The 17,403-nt window shown below is 31.8% G+C and carries 18 protein-coding genes; 12 read left to right on the top strand and 6 right to left on the bottom strand.

The window, feature by feature from the left end:
* Positions 1-103 precede the first annotated feature (103 nt).
* From N5D90_RS07685 to N5D90_RS07655, 7 genes are all read left to right on the top strand, one after another.
* The gene (locus N5D90_RS07685) at positions 104-2,065 is read left to right on the top strand and encodes a site-specific recombinase Gcr (protein WP_280062077.1); all 1,962 of its coding nucleotides are present in this window, start codon (positions 104-106) and stop codon (positions 2,063-2,065) included.
* A 6-nt stretch (positions 2,066-2,071) separates the two neighbouring features.
* Positions 2,072-2,515, top strand: coding sequence for a dCMP deaminase family protein (locus N5D90_RS07680; protein WP_115001819.1), 444 nt, complete (start codon positions 2,072-2,074; stop codon positions 2,513-2,515).
* A 7-nt stretch (positions 2,516-2,522) separates the two neighbouring features.
* Positions 2,523-4,106, top strand: a complete 1,584-nt coding sequence (locus N5D90_RS07675) for a S41 family peptidase (RefSeq protein WP_115001817.1) — start codon at positions 2,523-2,525, stop codon at positions 4,104-4,106.
* Positions 4,107-4,994: a site-specific tyrosine recombinase XerD gene (xerD, locus tag N5D90_RS07670; RefSeq protein WP_180905186.1), complete on the top strand. Its 888-nt coding sequence runs from the start codon at positions 4,107-4,109 to the stop codon at positions 4,992-4,994.
* Between the two features lie 19 nt (positions 4,995-5,013).
* Positions 5,014-5,532, top strand: coding sequence for an NUDIX domain-containing protein (locus N5D90_RS07665; protein WP_280062076.1), 519 nt, complete (start codon positions 5,014-5,016; stop codon positions 5,530-5,532).
* A 61-nt stretch (positions 5,533-5,593) separates the two neighbouring features.
* Positions 5,594-6,118: a DUF4136 domain-containing protein gene (locus N5D90_RS07660; protein ID WP_280062075.1), complete on the top strand. Its 525-nt coding sequence runs from the start codon at positions 5,594-5,596 to the stop codon at positions 6,116-6,118.
* A gap of 12 nt (positions 6,119-6,130) precedes the next feature.
* Positions 6,131-6,868, top strand: a complete 738-nt coding sequence (locus tag N5D90_RS07655; RefSeq protein ID WP_280062074.1) for a hypothetical protein — start codon at positions 6,131-6,133, stop codon at positions 6,866-6,868.
* 43 nt (positions 6,869-6,911) lie between these two features.
* Here the strand turns inward: N5D90_RS07655 and N5D90_RS07650 are convergent, their stop codons facing one another.
* The 3 genes from N5D90_RS07650 to N5D90_RS07640 form a co-directional block, all read right to left on the bottom strand.
* Positions 6,912-7,385, bottom strand: a complete 474-nt coding sequence (locus tag N5D90_RS07650) for a GNAT family N-acetyltransferase (protein ID WP_280062073.1) — start codon at positions 7,383-7,385, stop codon at positions 6,912-6,914.
* Positions 7,386-7,467: 82 nt separating this feature from the next.
* Positions 7,468-7,995, bottom strand: coding sequence for a hypothetical protein (locus N5D90_RS07645; RefSeq protein WP_180905180.1), 528 nt, complete (start codon positions 7,993-7,995; stop codon positions 7,468-7,470).
* 10 nt (positions 7,996-8,005) lie between these two features.
* Positions 8,006-8,770, bottom strand: coding sequence for an exodeoxyribonuclease III (locus N5D90_RS07640; protein ID WP_115001807.1), 765 nt, complete (start codon positions 8,768-8,770; stop codon positions 8,006-8,008).
* Positions 8,771-8,883: 113 nt separating this feature from the next.
* Here N5D90_RS07640 and N5D90_RS07635 point away from each other — a divergent pair, with 113 nt between their 5' ends.
* Complete coding sequence (locus tag N5D90_RS07635; protein WP_280062072.1) at positions 8,884-9,639, top strand: head GIN domain-containing protein; 756 nt, start codon at positions 8,884-8,886, stop codon at positions 9,637-9,639.
* A 95-nt stretch (positions 9,640-9,734) separates the two neighbouring features.
* Here the strand turns inward: N5D90_RS07635 and N5D90_RS07630 are convergent, their stop codons facing one another.
* Together N5D90_RS07630 and N5D90_RS07625 are read right to left on the bottom strand one after the other, a co-directional pair.
* On the bottom strand, positions 9,735-11,129 hold the full coding sequence (locus N5D90_RS07630) for an OmpP1/FadL family transporter (RefSeq protein WP_180905178.1): 1,395 nt from the start codon (positions 11,127-11,129) through the stop codon (positions 9,735-9,737).
* 21 nt (positions 11,130-11,150) lie between these two features.
* Positions 11,151-12,491 (bottom strand): hypothetical protein, encoded by a 1,341-nt coding sequence (locus N5D90_RS07625; protein WP_280062071.1) that lies wholly within the window; start codon positions 12,489-12,491, stop codon positions 11,151-11,153.
* A 103-nt stretch (positions 12,492-12,594) separates the two neighbouring features.
* Here N5D90_RS07625 and proS point away from each other — a divergent pair, with 103 nt between their 5' ends.
* The 4 genes from proS (at position 12,595) to N5D90_RS07605 (ending at position 15,945) form a co-directional block, all read left to right on the top strand.
* Positions 12,595-14,073 carry a proline--tRNA ligase gene (gene proS / locus N5D90_RS07620; RefSeq protein ID WP_280062070.1) on the top strand — a complete coding sequence of 493 codons (1,479 nt, stop codon included), beginning with the start codon at positions 12,595-12,597 and terminating at the stop codon, positions 14,071-14,073.
* A 171-nt stretch (positions 14,074-14,244) separates the two neighbouring features.
* A complete protein-coding gene (locus tag N5D90_RS07615; RefSeq protein ID WP_038332733.1) occupies positions 14,245-14,463 on the top strand; it encodes a hypothetical protein in 219 nt (72 codons plus the stop codon).
* A 277-nt stretch (positions 14,464-14,740) separates the two neighbouring features.
* Positions 14,741-15,724, top strand: a complete 984-nt coding sequence (locus N5D90_RS17125) for an RHS repeat domain-containing protein (RefSeq protein ID WP_407932354.1) — start codon at positions 14,741-14,743, stop codon at positions 15,722-15,724.
* Complete coding sequence (locus tag N5D90_RS07605) at positions 15,724-15,945, top strand: hypothetical protein (protein WP_180905167.1); 222 nt, start codon at positions 15,724-15,726, stop codon at positions 15,943-15,945. Before N5D90_RS17125 ends, N5D90_RS07605 begins: the two co-directional genes overlap by 1 nt.
* 76 nt (positions 15,946-16,021) lie before the next feature.
* Here the strand turns inward: N5D90_RS07605 and N5D90_RS07600 are convergent, their stop codons facing one another.
* A complete protein-coding gene (locus tag N5D90_RS07600) occupies positions 16,022-16,186 on the bottom strand; it encodes a type II toxin-antitoxin system RelE/ParE family toxin (RefSeq protein WP_180905166.1) in 165 nt (54 codons plus the stop codon).
* Between the last annotated feature and the right edge of the window lie 1,217 nt (positions 16,187-17,403).

Here is a 17,403-nt window from a genome sequence, read left to right as displayed (position 1 = left end):
TAAAAAGTGGTTCATCAAGAATCACTTTTTTATTTCTGTTGATTTATACTGCTTAGGTAGTATAAGTTTTTTACTTTTGTACTCTGAATGAAGAAATTAAAATATGGCTTTAGACTCTATATTTGATCAAAATAAAAAATACGAGAAGAGCTTTTTTCTAAGATTATTAGAGAAAGCAAGAAAAGATTATCCAGATTCAATTTCTTTTATAGATGATCTAATTTCTAAACTTCAAAATAACCCTACATATCGATTAATTTTTCGCGAAGAACTTCAAAATACATTCGGGAAAATCAATTTTGTTAGCTATTTAGTAGATAGTGGAATTCATCTGGAAGATAATTTATTATCCATTTTTCGAAAGAAAATAATGGATTCTCTTTTACCAGATATCGAAGATAATAATGAATTAACTTCTGTGGTAAATGAGATTTTTTATAATTCGAAAAACTTATCAGCAATCCGAATTATTCCAAGAGATCGTTGGCGAAAATTTTTCGAAGTATTGTATCAAGATATCGAACCAGATAATTTTAAAGGAAACGTTAACAATATTCAGAATCAGCTTTTACAAGCAATTTCTATTTTGACGGTTCGTATTACTGGTGGGTTTTCGGACAAAGAAATGATGCGTTACAGTAACGAGGTTAATTATCTTGATAATCCATTCTCTAAACTTTCGATGCAGATTAGTAACATTATCGAAAATCCGCAAGCTGGATTTGATATGTTAGAGATTAAAGAAAGTATTTCTAAGTGTAAACATTTGTTAAATGATATTTTAACGCAAAAAGATTACAAAGGAATTTCATTGAAAGTTGCATCAAAAATCAATCGTTTGCAACAACAATTGGTTCGTTTACAAACAATTTTAAATAGTTATAATGAACTAAGATTACATGGAATAATTTCTTTCTATAGTCTTGCAACAAAGAAATGGGTTGAATTTTATGCACCAAAGAATTTTATGAGTAATCAGTTAGGTTCTACGGTTTATTTAATCACTTTCTTAGTTACTTATCATAATGGTAAAACGGGGGAAAAATATATTACGCAGACAGCCAAAGAGTATAATAAGATGTTTTGGACAGCTTGTGGAGGTGGTTTTATTGTTTCTTTTTTGTGTTTTATCAAAACCGGAATTGGAAATATACATGATACATCGCCACTGTTTAAAGCGTTTTTCTTTAGTGTTAATTACGCTGTTGGTTTCTGTACGATTTATTTGACACATATGACACTTGCTACAAAACAGCCTTCTATGACTGCGGCTCGTTTAGCTCGTTCGCTTGTGCCGACTTCAGGTTCTGAACTGAATGTGAAAGATTTTACAACTTTATTTGCACAATTAGTAAGAAGCCAAATGATTGCTTTTTTAGGAAATGTTGTTGCTGGTTTTGTTGTATCATTAGGAATATTTTATTTACTGAACGAAATCTTAGGATTAGAAGTTTTAAAATATTCTAAAGCTTATCATTATTGGGAAGAATTGGTGACAATGGATTGGCATATTTTTTACTTTGGAGCAATTGCTGGAGTCTTCTTATTCCTTTCAGGATTAATTTCGGGAATAACAATTAATAATCAACGTTTTCATAATATTCCAGAACGTATTTATAATCATCCCATTTTGAAGAAATCATTTTCAGAACGTAGACGAAGAAGAATTTCGAATTGGTTTGAGAAAAATATGGGTGGAGTTGTAGGTAATGTTGCATTCGGTTTTATGATGGGATGTGCTTTTTTGATTGGTGATTTTACTGGTCAACCTTTCGATATTCGACACATTACTTTCGTTTCAGGAAACTTCGCGATTGGTATTGGAGGAATGGGCTATCATTTTGATATTGGACCAATGATTATTGGTTTTATTGCAATTTTTATGGTAGGTTGGAGCAACTTCTTAGTTAGTTTTATCTTATCATTATTAATGGCAATGCGATCTAATAATATTCCTTTTTATAAGATTTTTACGATGATTTCACATACATTAAAAGCATTTTTCCGAAATCCATTACCATTTTTTATTCCGCCTTTATGGACAAAAAATAAAGAAGAAGCTTAGTTAGAAATGGAAACAAACTTAGAAAAACAATTACGTTACGATAAAGCTTATCTTAAAATGGCTTTTGAATGGGCGAATCTATCCTATTGCGAACGCAAAAAAGTTGGTGCAATTATTGTTAAAAATCGAATGATTATTTCTGATGGTTACAATGGTACGCCAAGTGGTTTTGAGAACAAATGCGAGGATGAAGATGGGAATACAAAATGGCATGTTTTGCACGCTGAAGCAAATGCAATTCTAAAATGTGCAACCTCTACACAATCTGCAGAAGGAGCGACATTGTATATTACACTTTCGCCTTGTACAGATTGTAGCAAACTTATTTTGCAAGCAGGTATAAAGCGCATCGTTTACATTCAACAATACAAAGACCTTTCTGGGTTAGAGTTTTTAGAAAAATCAGGAATTACAATTCGACAAATTACAGAAGAAGAATTATACATTTAGCATTTCAATGAGAAGTTTTTTCAAGGTTATTAATATCGTATTAGTTGTGATGATTATTTTCTTAATCGGTTTTATGGTTGGGAAAAAATACGACTTTGCGTTCGATGAAAACAAGGATATTGTAGGTTTGCAATATTCGGATAACGAACAAAAAATTCGTCGATTAGTTTCTTTGATTGACAATGAATATGTGAACGATGTTAATTCGGATAGTTTGGTTGATGATGCGATTCATTATATGGTTGCCAAGCTAGATCCACATAGTACATATATCGACAAAGCTTCTGTACAAAAGGCAGAAGAACAATTGAAAGGTGAATTTGTGGGAATTGGAATTCAATTTCGTACAATGAATGACACCATTGTTGTTGAACGTACGTTGCCAGGAACTAAGAATTATGGTAAACTAGAATTTGGAGATCAATTAGTTGCTGCAGATGATCAATCTTTGGTTGCAAAAGATAATAAAACGATTGAAGGTTTATTGAAAGGAAAAAAGGGTTCGGAAGTTAAATTATCTGTTATTCGCGATCAAAAACCAATTTCTGTTACGCTAAATCGTACGATTGTACCAATTCCTACGGTTACTGGAAAACATATGTTAACGAAAGATATTGGTTATCTTAAATTGACTCGTTTTTCCGAAAATTCTGCAAATGAAGTTCACGAAGGTTTACAAAATTTATTGGATCAAGGAATGAAAACTTTGGTGTTTGATTTACGTGGAAATCCAGGTGGAATCATGCATATTGCCGAAGAGATTGCCGATGAATTTTTAACGAAAAACGAATTGATTGTTTACACACAAGACAAACAAAAACGTAAAAAATATATTTACGCTACAAATAAAGGTCTTTTCGAACAAGGAAAAATTTACGTCTTAATGGACGAAAATTCTGCTTCTTCGAGTGAGATTGTTGCGGGAGCGTTACAAGATTATGGACGCGGAATTATCGTTGGTCGTCGTTCGTTTGGTAAAGGTTTGGTGCAACGCGAGATTAATTTAGGCGATGATACCAAAGTTCGTTTGACTGTTGCTAATTATTACACGCCTTCTGGTCGATCTATTCAAAAACCATTTGATAAAAAAACAGCGAAATATAGTGACGATTTATACAAACGATTAAAGTCGGGTGAATTATACAGTAAAGATTCAATCAAAATCAATAAAGATTTAGAGTTTACAGCACCTTCAGGTAAAAAAGTCTACGGCGGTGGTGGAATTATTCCTGATGAGTTTGTTGCATTAGATACAAATTCGGTTTCGAATTGGTTGTATTATAATCAAGATACAAATTATTTTAATGATTTTTTATTCAAGAAAATTTATTCAATTCACGATTTTTTCATGTTTCATAACGAAGCAATTTATTTGAAATATTTCAGTGCTGGAATGTATAGAAATGAGTTTTTAGGTGTTTTAGGAATTCCTTCAAATGAGTTTAACCCTGTCTTTTCAACAACTGTTGATAACTACATGAAAGCCACAATTGCTGGAACTTTATATGGTTCGCGTGCATTTTATCAAGTTTGGATGCCCGAAGATGAAATGATAAAGCGTATTTTTGAACTTGAAAAAATAACGAAGTAAATGCTGTGGAAAGATGCTTTGTATGACTATCAAATGTATCTGAAATTAGAAAAAAGAGTTTCTGCTAATACAATTGAAGGTTATCTACGCGATATTCAAAAATTAATTAATTATTCTGATAAACAACCTTTAGATTATTCGCAAGATGATTTGAGGGATTTTGTACACGATTTTGCATCGAGCGAATATAGCGTGCGTTCACAAGCGCGTGTGATTTCTGGCTTGAAAAGCTTTTTTGGCTACTTACAACTCGAAGATTTTAGAGAAGATAATCCGACTTCTTTGCTCGAAACTCCAAAAATTGGGATGAAACTTCCTGATGTACTTTCTGAAAAAGAAATTGATAAAATGATTGAAGTAATTGATTTATCAAAACCAGAAGGACAGCGCAATCGTGCGATTATAGAAGTGCTTTATGGATGCGGTTTGCGTGTTTCGGAATTGATAAATCTCAAAATTTCTGATCTTTTTTTTGATGATGGTTTTATTCGTGTCATTGGGAAAGGAAACAAACAAAGACTGGTTCCGATTAGCGATTATACGATAAAATATATTAACTTGTACAAAGAAAGTATTCGTATTCATCTTCCTATACAAGCTGGTTTCGAAGATTTTTTGTTCTTAAATAGACGAGGTAAAAACCTTACACGTGTGATGATTTTTACAATCGTGAAAGAATTATCGATAATTGCTGGAGTTAAAAAAACAATTAGTCCGCATACATTTCGCCATTCTTTTGCGACTCATTTATTGAAAAATGGAGCAGATCTTCGTGCAATTCAGTTAATGTTGGGACACGAAAGTATTACGACGACTGAAATTTATACGCATGTTGATCAAGAATTTATTCGAGATGCGATTATCAAATTTCATCCAAGAAATAAATAATAATCATTAACCTAAAAAGATGATAAAATCGTTTAAATTTTGTCCAAATTGTGGACATTCTATCGATCATTTTGATTTTAGAAAAATGTCGTGCAACAATTGTGATTTGGTTTATTATCAAAATGTAGCAGCTGCTGTGGCGGTTATTCTAAAAAAAGAAGATAAAATCCTTTTTACAGTTCGAAATAGAGAACCAAAGAAAGGAATGTTAGATTTGGCTGGAGGTTTTACAGACCCAAATGAATCGGCAGAAAGAACGTGTCAACGAGAGATTGAGGAAGAATTAGGAATTAAAATTCAGTTAGAGAATTTTAAGTATTTTCTTTCTCAACCTAATACATACGAGTACAAAGAAGTTCCATATAAAACGTGTGATTTAGCATTTATTGCTGATTTTCCTGATGAAGAAATTACGCTTGAAAAAGATGAAATTGCAGAAGTAAAGTGGGTTTCTATTAACGAAATTAATTTAGACGAGATTGGTTTTTATTCGTTGAGAAAAGTGGTGGAAATTTATATTAATTCTTTGAATAACTAATGCGATGTTGAAACGAGTTCAACAGGACTTGTTTTAGATACGTATTTTAAAAATACAAATAATGAAAAAAATACTTTTACTAAGTGCGTTATTTTTAACAATTGTTTCATGTAGCACGCAAAATATAGCTGTAGATTATGACCGAGATTTTGATTTTGAAACAAATAGAACATATTCTTTTACGCAAACAGGAAATTTAGGTTTGAATGATTTAGATTCTGCCAGATTATATTCGTCGATCGAAAAAGGAATGTTGTACAGAGGTTTTCAGAAATCGAATGAAGGAAGTTTAACGTTAGACGTGAAGCCTGAAGAGTTTGTTTCGAAACAACAAAATTCAAATGTAGGAATTGGAATGGGAACGGGTGGTTATGGTTTTGGAGGTGGAGTTTCGGTTGGAATTCCGATTATGTCTCAAAAATTAAATCAAAATTATACGATTTCGATGAAGGATGAGGGAAGATTAGTTTGGGAAGGAACCTTGAAAATTCAAATGCCCTTGAAAGCTTCTCCAGAAGTTCGTGCAGCGAATATTCAGAAAGGTGTAACGAAATTGTTGCAAAAATTTCCACCTAAAAAGAAATAAAACAATAGTTTGATGAAAATTTGTTATACGGTATTTCTTTGTTTAATATTTCAGTTTTGTTTTGGACAAATTAATGATTTTGAAGGTCTTTCGAATCATGAAGATTATTCATCATATCGTCAAGTTGTATTCAAAAGTTTTATGGGGTCAACTACTGAATATAATTTAAAGGAAAGTAGAGTGACAGATTTAATCTTTTATTTTTCTAAAGATAATATAGTTAGAAAAGAATCTTTTATTTATGATACGATAGGTAATTTAATAAGCGTAAATAATTATAATATAGCTAATAATGAACTTTTGTATCAAACAAATTATATCTTGAAGTATGATGATTTAGGTAGAATTTTAGAGAAAGATAAAAAAAACTATATTTATAAAGGAGCTTCTAAATTACCAGAAAAAATAACAACTCTTTATCCTGAAGTTGAAGATTCTGCTTTTAATTTAAAAAAAGAATTTTTATATGATGATTTGGGAAATGTAAAATCAGTTAAAAATTATTATACCCAAAATCAATTGCAAGTTGATATTGAACAATATCAGTATGATAAATTTCAAAATGTAGTCAAACTTGAAAGGAAAAGTATTCCAGAAAAAGAGTATCCAATAATTATGATTGGAGGTTATAATAAACATCGAACTGAAGAGTTTGAGTATGTTTATAATCAGAAACAACTATGGATAAAAAAGTATAGAGTAGTTGATGGAAAAAAGACATTGATTGCAGAAAGAGAATTTTTTCATTAAAAAAAGCCTTGATAAAATAACTTACCAAGGCTTTTTTTATTTTTTATAATTTGAAAATTAATTCGTTTTCTTCTGATTGTTGAAGTTTAGATTTTTGTAAAAGTTTCAATGTTTCAGGTTGATTTGCATTTGCTTTAGCAGCTATTTTATCTAATTTCAATTCATTTTTTGCATAATCTACAATGGCGTTTAGAACCTCTGTTCCGTATCCTTTGTTTTGAAATTTACGTTTCAAACGAATGTTGATAACTGCGCCATATTTCGTTTGACGCAAACCTCCCCAACCAACAAATCGTCCGCTTTTTTTCTCGTGAACACCCCAAAGACCAAAACCATGTTCTTGGTAATGTTTCTCCATATTTTCGATAAAAAACTTCGCTTCGTCTTCAGATTTATATGGTTTTTCGTTGACGATTTTCATCAATTCTTTGTCAGAATTTAATTGAAATAATTCGAATGCATCAATCTCAAAAAACTCTCGTAAGACCAAACTTTTTGTTTCGCAAATAACTTTCATTAAAACTTTTTAGTTGTTGCAAAGTTACTTCGATTTGGAGAATAAAAAAAGTCTTACATTTTGGTGTAAGACTTTTTATTGCTTATTTTTTTGTTCCAGTTTTTGCTGGAGTTGTTGTTTTAGGAGGCGTAGCTGTTGCTTCCGAAACCTTTTGATTAATCTCTTGTGTTAAGATTTGTCTTTTTAGATTAAAGATTTCTGTATCTTTTTGATCAATCTTAGCGTCCAAATCTTTTACTTTTTGAGTCAAATCGGCAACTTGTTTTTCTTTTTCATTCAGTTGAGTGTAGAAAAGTTTCGATTTTTCTCCAGAACTATTCAAAGCAGAATATAATTCTTGCAAATTAGTATCATGCTCTTTTTGAGCCATTCTAATCATAGATTGCGCATTCGACAAAGCTGTATCTTTGATGTATAATTCGCTTTTTGTTTTTGCTAAATCTTTTTCAAGATTCTCTATTTTCAAATTCGCTAATGTCAATTCTTTAGATGTATTCGATTGATCGTCTAAAGCTTTGTAATAGTTAGCTTCCAATTCTTGGTGTTGTTTCTGAGGAACGCAACTTGCAATTGCAAAAAGAGCGAAACAACAAAGTACAATTTTTTTCATTTATATAATCTTAAACGTCTAATTCTAATAAAACAGGACAATGATCTGAGTGCTTCGCATCTGGTAAAATTGTCGCACGTGTCATATTTTTTTCTAATGTATTACTCACCATATTGTAATCGATTCTCCAACCTTTGTTATTATTGCGCGCATTTGCACGGTAAGACCACCACGAATAATGATGAGGTTCTTTTACAAAATAACGAAAAGAATCAATCATATTACATTCATCAAGAAAAGCAGTCATCCATTCTCTTTCGACAGGTAAAAAACCAGAAACTTTTGCATTACGAACAGGATCGTGAATATCAATTGCTTCGTGACAAATGTTATAATCGCCACAAATTACAATGTTTGGATGAGAGATTTTAAGTTCTTTGATATAATCTTTAAAATCTTCGCAAAATTGTAATTTAAAGTCTAATCGATCAATATTTGTTCCACTTGGCAAATACAAACTAATTACCGAAACATTGTCAAAATCAAGTCTCAAAACGCGACCTTCTCTGTCAATATAATCTATTCCAGTTCCTATTTGTACATGATTTGGTTTTATTTTCGAGAAAATAGCCACTCCGCTGTATCCTTTTTTCTCTGCTGCATGCCAATAAATGTGATAACCCAATTCCTCAAAAGGTTTTGTGTCCACTTGTTCTTGCATTGCTTTTGTTTCTTGAATACATAAAACATCTGGTTGTGCAGCCTCTAACCATTCAACCAAACCTTTCGTCATCGCAGCGCGAATTCCATTTACATTGTAACTGATGATTTTCATAGTTAGCGAAATTACTAAATATTTATGACGGATTGATTTAGAATGATAAATAAAGTGAATATTTTTTGTAACTTTTTAGAAGTTAATGCGTCTATATAATAAAAGACATCTATATGAAATACATTTTTCTTCCAATTTTAATATTCAGTTCGTTAGGATTTGCGAGTTGTTCGGTCGATTTAAATTCTAAATCACCAGCTTCTAATTATTTAGATCGAGTAGAAGCGAGTAGTAATACAGTTACGGAAACGCGTAAAGTTGCTTCTTTTGAAGGGATTGACGTAAGTAGTGCAATAAGTGTTACAGTTGAGGATGGTAATTATAATGGTCAAATTTCTGTTGAAGCACCAGATAATATTATGAATAGAATCACGACTGAAGTGAAGAATGGTGTTTTGGTGATGAAAATTAATGGAACAGTAAATTTGAAAAATTCTTCTATTAAAATTAAATTCTCACATCAAAAATTACGTTCATTTAATCTTTCTGGAGCAACGAATGTAACGGTTTTACCAACGCAAAAAGTAGAAAAAATGGCGGTTGATTTATCAGGAGCAAGTAATTTGAAATTAGACGTTGTTTCTAACTCTATTTCGGTTGATAATTCTGGTGCATCAAGTATGAAAATTTCTGGAAATGTACAGGATTTAAATATTTCGGTTTCGGGAGCTTCTTCATTTGTTGGAAAAGAATTGAAAGCTGCGAATGTAGTGGTTGATTGTTCAGGAGCAAGTTCTACAACAGTTTGGGCCGTGAATAGTTTGACTGCTGATAGTTCTGGAGCGAGTTCTGTTCGTTATGTAGACGAAAATGGCTTGAAAACTAAAGTGAGTACTTCGGGAATGTCTTCTATCAAAAGAATAAACTAATAGTTTTTTGTTTAAAACTATATTACGTTAATATTTAGTACTACAAAAAAAATCGGATGAATTTCATCCGATTTTTTAATATCTATTTTTTTTTATTAGAATTGCCAACCTAATGTCAATAAGAATAAATTGTTGTTTAATTTAACTTTTGGAGCATAAGTGTTAGGTAAAGAAACAAATTCATTATTAGTATTAATATAATCTGTTCCACCAATCAATTGTTGATATTTTTGAGTTTGATATTGATAAGCCGCATCTATATAGAATCCACCAAAATCATATCCTAAACCAAAACTTGCACGATTAATATCTCCTTGAAATGCTTTCGATAAAACAGCTGCATTTGTTACAACATTGTTTTCGTTTGCAATATCCATTGTAAAATCTTTGTAAGGAGAAGTTACATAATTATAACCCGCTCTTACTTTGAAACGATCTACACGGTATTCTGCACCAACTCTAACTTCACTTGAATTTTTTACAAAATCATTGATGAAATTATTAGAAGAATTAAAATATTGTGATGGTTTTAATTTTGTATCATTGTTCATGTGGTACGTATAATCAGCACCAAGTGATAAATTTTTACCAACAACAAAACCTAAACTTCCTACAAGGCGACCACCACGTGTCATATCGTAATCAGAAGAATACATATAATAAGAATCTACAGCAGTTCCGTTATTGATGAAGTTTGCTGCATAATAATCTTCCGAAACATTGTACCAAACAGGAGAATGATAAGCCGCTCCTAAACGTACATTGTGATTCACTTTGTAAATAGCACCTAAAGAGAAAGAAAATCCTTGCCCAATTTCACTATATGGAGCTCCATCTGCATTGTATACATAAGTTTTTCCATTGTCATCATCACGCTCTGCATATTGTTCGTATCCCGAATAGTTAGTTTCGTGGAAGTTTAATCCAAATCCTAAGTAGACTTTGTCGTCATAGCTAGTTCCTAAATTAACAGAGAATTTAGATTTGTATCCATCTATATCTTTAATGTAACCATTGAAAGTTCCATTTGGATTATCAAATTTAATTCCTTCATTTGTTCCAATTGATGAATAATTGTCTAAACGCTGATTAAGATAAGCGACACCAACTGTGAAACGATTCCATTTTGAAGCTTCATTTGCAAAAACAAATGTTCCTCCAAATTGTTGGAAATCAAAATTACTTTCAGATTCTTTGATATTTGTTCCGAAATTAGTTTTGTTACTAAAAGTAGAAACACCAGCTGTTACTTGTACGTCAGAGTTAATTGCTACTCCTAATCCAGCAGGATTTTGCTCGACAGAAGTAATGTCACTTCCTAATGCACCAACAGCCCCACCAACACCAATATATTTAGCATTTCCGCTGTTAATATCTTGCGAATATAAATTTATAGCATTTGTAGAATACTGAGTTTCGTACCCTTTGTTTTGTTGTGCAAAAGCCAATGTACCAGCTAAGGTACAAAGGCTTAATAATATTTTTTTCATTTATATATGATCTAAATCTAGTTATCTTCTTCCTCCACCACGAGAACCTCCGCCTCCTGTGCTACTTCCGCGAGAACCACCTCCCATGCTTCCGCTACTCATACTGCTACCTCTACTTGGAGAAGGTGTTGAATATGATGAACGAGAATTGTTCATGCTATTTGTTCTGTCATAGCTTCTTGTTGGTTGTTGATATTGTTGCGCTTCGCGAGTCGGTCTTGTGTTGTAAGTAGGCTGTTGTGTTTGCGCTGGTCTTACTTCACGAGTTGGACGTGTGTTATTCATTTGCCCTTGATCAACAGTAGGTCTTACTTCTCTTGTAGGACGAGTTCCGTTAATTTGACTTTGGTCTACACTTGGTCTTACTTCACGAGTTGGACGTGTATTATTCATTTGTCCTTGATCAATAGTAGGTCTAACCTCTCTTGTAGGACGAGTTCCGTTAATTTGACTTTGGTCTGTACCTGGTCTAACTTCGCGAGTTGGACGTGTTGTAGTATTAATTGTATTATCACGAGTAGGTCTTAAACCTGTAGAGATTTGGTTGTTTCTACCATTTAAGCTTCCAACAGGACGAGTAGAATTAATCGTGTTATTTAAACGACCACCGTTTCTGTAACCTGGTTGAGAATAAATTCCTCTTGGACGATTGTATCCATATCCGTAATAACCTGGATATCCGTAACCGTAACCCCAACCGTTATTCCAACCGTAGTAACCTCCATAATATCCACCATAGTAAGGTCTATTCCAACCCCAACCATAATATCCATTATACCATGGATCGTTCCATCCCCATCCGAATGAAATACCAAATCCGTTTCCGTACCATCCACCATACCAAGGATTGTAATATCCCCAACGATATGGATTGTAGAAACCTCCCCATCCGTAATTGTACCAAGGATAGTTGTTCCAGATATTAATTTCTACACCATCATTACGTCCCCAGTCATAATTACTTGATCCGTTATAAGTAAGTGTGTAATCGTTGTTTCCAAAATAATTGTAACCACCTAAACCATATCCGTTAATTTTAACTTTGGTTGCTGATTTAGATTGAGTATTATCATTTGTACTATCAACATCATCTTGGTAATAAAATTGTTCAGCACCATTTCCTTCTGCATCAAAGTATGGACTACCAATTTTTATTTCCCCTTGATTTTCTTGTTCTCCTTGCTCGTTTCCATATTGTGGTTGAGCTTGTTGATAGGTTTTATCTGTTTTCGGATTATAGTAAACTCCGTCGCTTTCGTAACCACTTGGTTGATAAGTCGAACAAGATGAAATTCCTAATGCAGCCACAAGAATTAATGTAGTTGCAGAAATTTTATTAGAAATTTTATAAACTTTGTTCATAATTATAAATTTACATCGTTTGTAATAATTAAATTTGCATAAATTTAAAGGCAATTTTTATGCCAAGTAAAGATACGAAACTTATCAACAAATATAAAAGATTATGGCAAAATTAACAACTCGTGCTGAGGATTATTCTAAGTGGTACAATGAGCTTGTTGTAAAAGCAAATTTAGCTGAAAATTCCAAGGTTAGAGGGTGTATGGTGATCAAACCATATGGCTATGCTATTTGGGAAAAACTACAAGCAGAATTAGACAAAAGATTTAAAGAAACAGGTCATCAAAATGCTTATTTCCCCTTATTTGTTCCTAAAAGTTTATTCGAAGCTGAAGAAAAAAACGCAGAAGGTTTTGCAAAAGAATGTGCAGTTGTAACACATTATCGATTGAAAAATGATCCTGATAATAAAGGAAAATTAATTGTAGATCCAGAAGCAAAATTAGAAGAAGAATTAATTGTTCGTCCAACTTCAGAAGCAATTATTTGGAGTACATACAAAGGTTGGATTCAGTCGTACCGCGATTTACCAATTTTGATTAATCAATGGGCAAATGTTGTACGTTGGGAAATGCGTACGCGTTTGTTTTTGAGAACTGCCGAGTTTTTATGGCAAGAAGGACACACAGCACACGAAACAAAAGATGAAGCAATTGCAGAAGCGCAACAAATGCAAGAAGTGTATGCGGATGTTGTAGAGAATTTTATGGCAATTCCAGTTGTAAAAGGAAGAAAGTCAGATTCTGAACGTTTTGCAGGTGCAGATGATACCTATACAATTGAAGCGTTGATGCAAGATGGAAAAGCTTTACAAGCGGGAACTTCTCACTTTTTAGGGCAAAACTTTGCAAAAGCTTTTGATGTTAAATTCGCTAGTAAAGAAGGAAAACAAGAATATGTTTGGGCAACTTCTTGGGGAGTTTCTACTCGTTTGATGGGGGCATTAATTATGACGCATTCTGATGATTTAGGATTAGTTTTACCTCCAAAATTGGCACCAATTCAGGTTGTAGTTGTACCAATTTATAAAACAGAAGAACAATTAGAAGAAATTCGCCAAGTGGTGGATAAATTTTCATCAGAATTGAAAGCGAAAGGAATTTCTATCAAATTTGATGATGATGATAAAACGAAACCAGGTTGGAAATTTGCTGAATACGAATTGAAAGGTGTTCCTGTACGAATTGCAATTGGACCAAAAGATTTGGAAAAAGGTCATGTTGAGGTTGCTCGTCGTGATACATTAGAAAAACAATTTATTACGTTAGATAATGTGTCAACTGAAGTAGAAAAATTGTTAGAAGATATTCAAACTAATTTATTCCAAAAAGCGTCAGATTTTAGAGATACTCATACAACAGAAGCAACAACTTTTGAAGAGTTCAAAGATATTATCGAAAATAAAGGTGGTTTTGTTTCAGCTTTATGGGATGGAACAGAAGAAACAGAAGAAGCGGTGAAAAATGCGACGAAAGCAACAATTCGTTGTATTCCTCAAGCTTTTGAAACGCCTACAGAAGGTGTCGACGTTTTCTCTGGAAAACCTGCAAAATACAGAGTTTTATATGCAAAAGCATATTAATTTGTTAAATAATAATTAGCAAAAAAACTTTCCAAAATAAATGAGGAGCTATTAATTAGCTCCTTTTTTATTTTTCTTGGCATGTAATTCTTTCAAATTAGTCAAGGTGAATTATTAAAAAATATAGAAAAGACTTTATAGAAGGAGGTCGTTATAGTTTAGATTAAAATTATGTTTAGATCATTTATTTCAATTTTAGGTGGAGCATATCATTGGTATAAAGAAGGACGAAAAGAGACTTTTTTAAAAGGAGTGATTTTAAAAAATTCTTCTCAAGAAGAAATGACAAGGGATTATTACACTGGATTAAAGTTTTTTTTAATATTTGGAACAATAGTAACTGTCCTACTTATATTATATAAAAAGATAACAAATCAAGAAATATCATAAAGAAGTGTAGTTTTTAAGATGTGTTGTTATTTTATAAAGTTGCTACATTTTTAACATATAATTTCTTAAATTTACTTGCAGAAGTTCTTTGAGAGTAGAGTGTTAAAAAATGTTTTGTAAACATTTTTAGCGAACGAGCCAGATTGTTGTAGAGGTGATAGTAGTATAGAAGGATAACATTTAATTATGTTTACAATTACACCGATCATTTTGATTCATGAGTGAAAAGCTTTGATAAAGATTTTCATGAAATGACCCGAGTGAAGCGAGTGTAAGATTGAGTTATCAAAAAGAAGCAAATGGCTCGTTAAAAATATTGGAGGAGAACAACTATTATCCTTTTGGATTGAAACATAGTGGATACAACAATACCAATCTTGCGAATACTAACTATAAATACAAATACAACGGCAAAGAGTTACAGGATGAATTAAACCTAAATCTGTACGACTACGGTGCACGAAACTATGACCCTGCAATTGGTAGATGGTTTAACATTGACCCGCTCGCGGAGAAATTCATTAATACAACTCCTTACAATTATGTTCTAAATAATCCTGTCAATATGATTGATCCTGACGGAATGGAGGCTCAAGATATATGGGGTAGAAACCGTTATAATGAAATGGGAATGTATATTCCTCCTCATGAAAGGGGTTCAAAAGATGGGAATGATAATGGTTATGAAAGAGATGGAAATGGAGGCTATAAAAAAGTTAATAATTTAGGTGGCGATGATAAAGATTATCTTTTTGAAAATGGAAAATTAGTAGATTCTAAAGATGTTACCGAAAGTGCTCATGAAAGAACTTTAAGAACATATGGAATTAAAGGGCCTTCTTCCTTAAATTTAATAGAAACTGATGTAATTGGTCCTGCGATAGCTTTAAGAGGTTTAGCGATTGGAAGTTTTAAACTTTTAAATGGAGGTTGGTCATTATTAAAATCAGCTGTCTTTGCGAAAAATTTAGTTAAAATTGCTCAAATAGAGGATGATGTAATGATTTTTACTGCTAAAATAGGAAATGAGACAGTAGAAGGAGTTACTAATTTCATTGTAAAAGAAAATCAATTACATTTAAATCAGTTACATCTTCAAGGTTCTTCTGGAGGGCAAATTGGTCGTCAAAATTTATGGAAAATGGCAAAAGATTTAGGAAAACAATTTAAAGTAGAAGAAGTTATTATACAAGGAGGTAAAAGAACTACAGGTAAATATAAAGGTCAAATACCTTCACCTATTAAAATACCAGTTAATTAATGGAAATATTATTAGAAAGTTGGAATGAGGGATTCCAAAAAGTATGTTTAACAAAATTGCAAATGGATTTATTAAAATTATCTTTAAAAGAATCAAAAAATAATGTTGATAATCTATTAGATGGGAAAAAAGTTATTATAAGAATTAATGACATTGAATTAGGTAATCTTTTTATTAAAGAAATTAATAAAATTGGTGTCAATGCTGTAGTACTTGAATAAGATACTCTTCCAATCGTATTATTTTAAATAAAATAATACACAATAAAGAAAAAGGCAAACGTTTGTTTGCCTTTTGTTATTTTATCAGTTTTAGTAAATCTTTTATTTCTTTATCGGAGATAGAATTTTGCTCGCTTTTATCGTAAAGAGAAAGTAGATAAACTGTTTCGTTTTCAATAAAAAGATGCGTTATTACTCTTGCTCCACCGCTTTTACCTTTTCCTTTCGATTTTATTGTCAAACGTTTGTTTGCCTTTTATTATTTTACAAAATTCTCTCAAATTATATCATTTAACGTAAAAATATTACATCTAAATAAAGCCGTGTTTTAACCTATCTTCTTCGATAATCCTTCGACCGTTGTTCGACTGTTGTTCGACAAAACAACCTTTTTCTCGAACCATTGTCGAAGGACACTCGAACAAACCCCGAAGAAATAGGCTATTTTGTTATTATAAAATATAGACGACAAAATAAGAGGTATACCTTGTTGTGTAAAGTGTTTTTGGAATGTGAAATAATTTGAATTATTGTTCAATAGATAGTAAGATTTACTCCTACTTTATAGCATTATTATTTCTCATACGTTAATAATGGAATGTAAAAAGAGTTTTATCTACTAAAATAAAATTAAAAACTGCAAGACAATTGGCAGAAGTTAAATAAATAAAGGCTCCAAGTTGGAGCCTTTATTATATATTAACCATTTTGAAAAACTCGTATAACTTGATTTCCCTAGATGTACATATTTTTTCAAGTGTAGTGATAGGAATATTATACTCAATATAATCTTTATCTTGAGATGCTTTTTTAATCTTTCTAACAATACTTTCTTCTATATTATGCTCATCAGCAAACTTTCTTTGTGAATCAGAATTTATTATCCAATTATAATATATGTATTTACATATACGTCTGTTTACGTTATCCATTGTAACAATAATAAGAGTAGTATGTAAAAATATTGCGGTCGATAGTGCGCAATTAAAAATATATTATTATATTTGTTATCAGATAGTTAAAAAATAAAGTAATTGTACTTTAATCTCGCTTTTGAAAACTGGTAATTTTTGTAGCAACGAGAAAATAAGTAAATTTGCTCACGACCTAGGCGTGGGCTCTCTTATTGTTGCAAGGTATACCAGTACCTCAAAAGCTTTAAGATGAGTTCATGCCTTTTTTGTTTTGGTCGTTTCTTCCATAACAATAGCATTGGACTTCATACGTTACACTTGGTTTAATTCCTCTACAAATCAAGTAAAATACTCTCTCTAAAAATATGTGTTTCTTATAATAGAAATACACAGACGGTTATTAGATTCTATTAGAATTGTAAGATGTATATAGTAGGTGTTAGATATTAGTATTGAGATTTTAGAATTGTAAGATGTTTTTAAGTATTAAGTAAAATGTAAAAAGTATTATGTATTCAGATTAAGGATGAGGTTTTGAGATAAG

Source organism: Empedobacter sp. GD03797 (genome assembly GCF_029842105.1).
In the GTDB taxonomy this organism is placed as follows: domain Bacteria; phylum Bacteroidota; class Bacteroidia; order Flavobacteriales; family Weeksellaceae; genus Empedobacter; species Empedobacter falsenii_C.
Note: the sequence above shows the minus strand (reverse complement) of the source record. Positions and strands in the feature narration are given on the sequence as shown.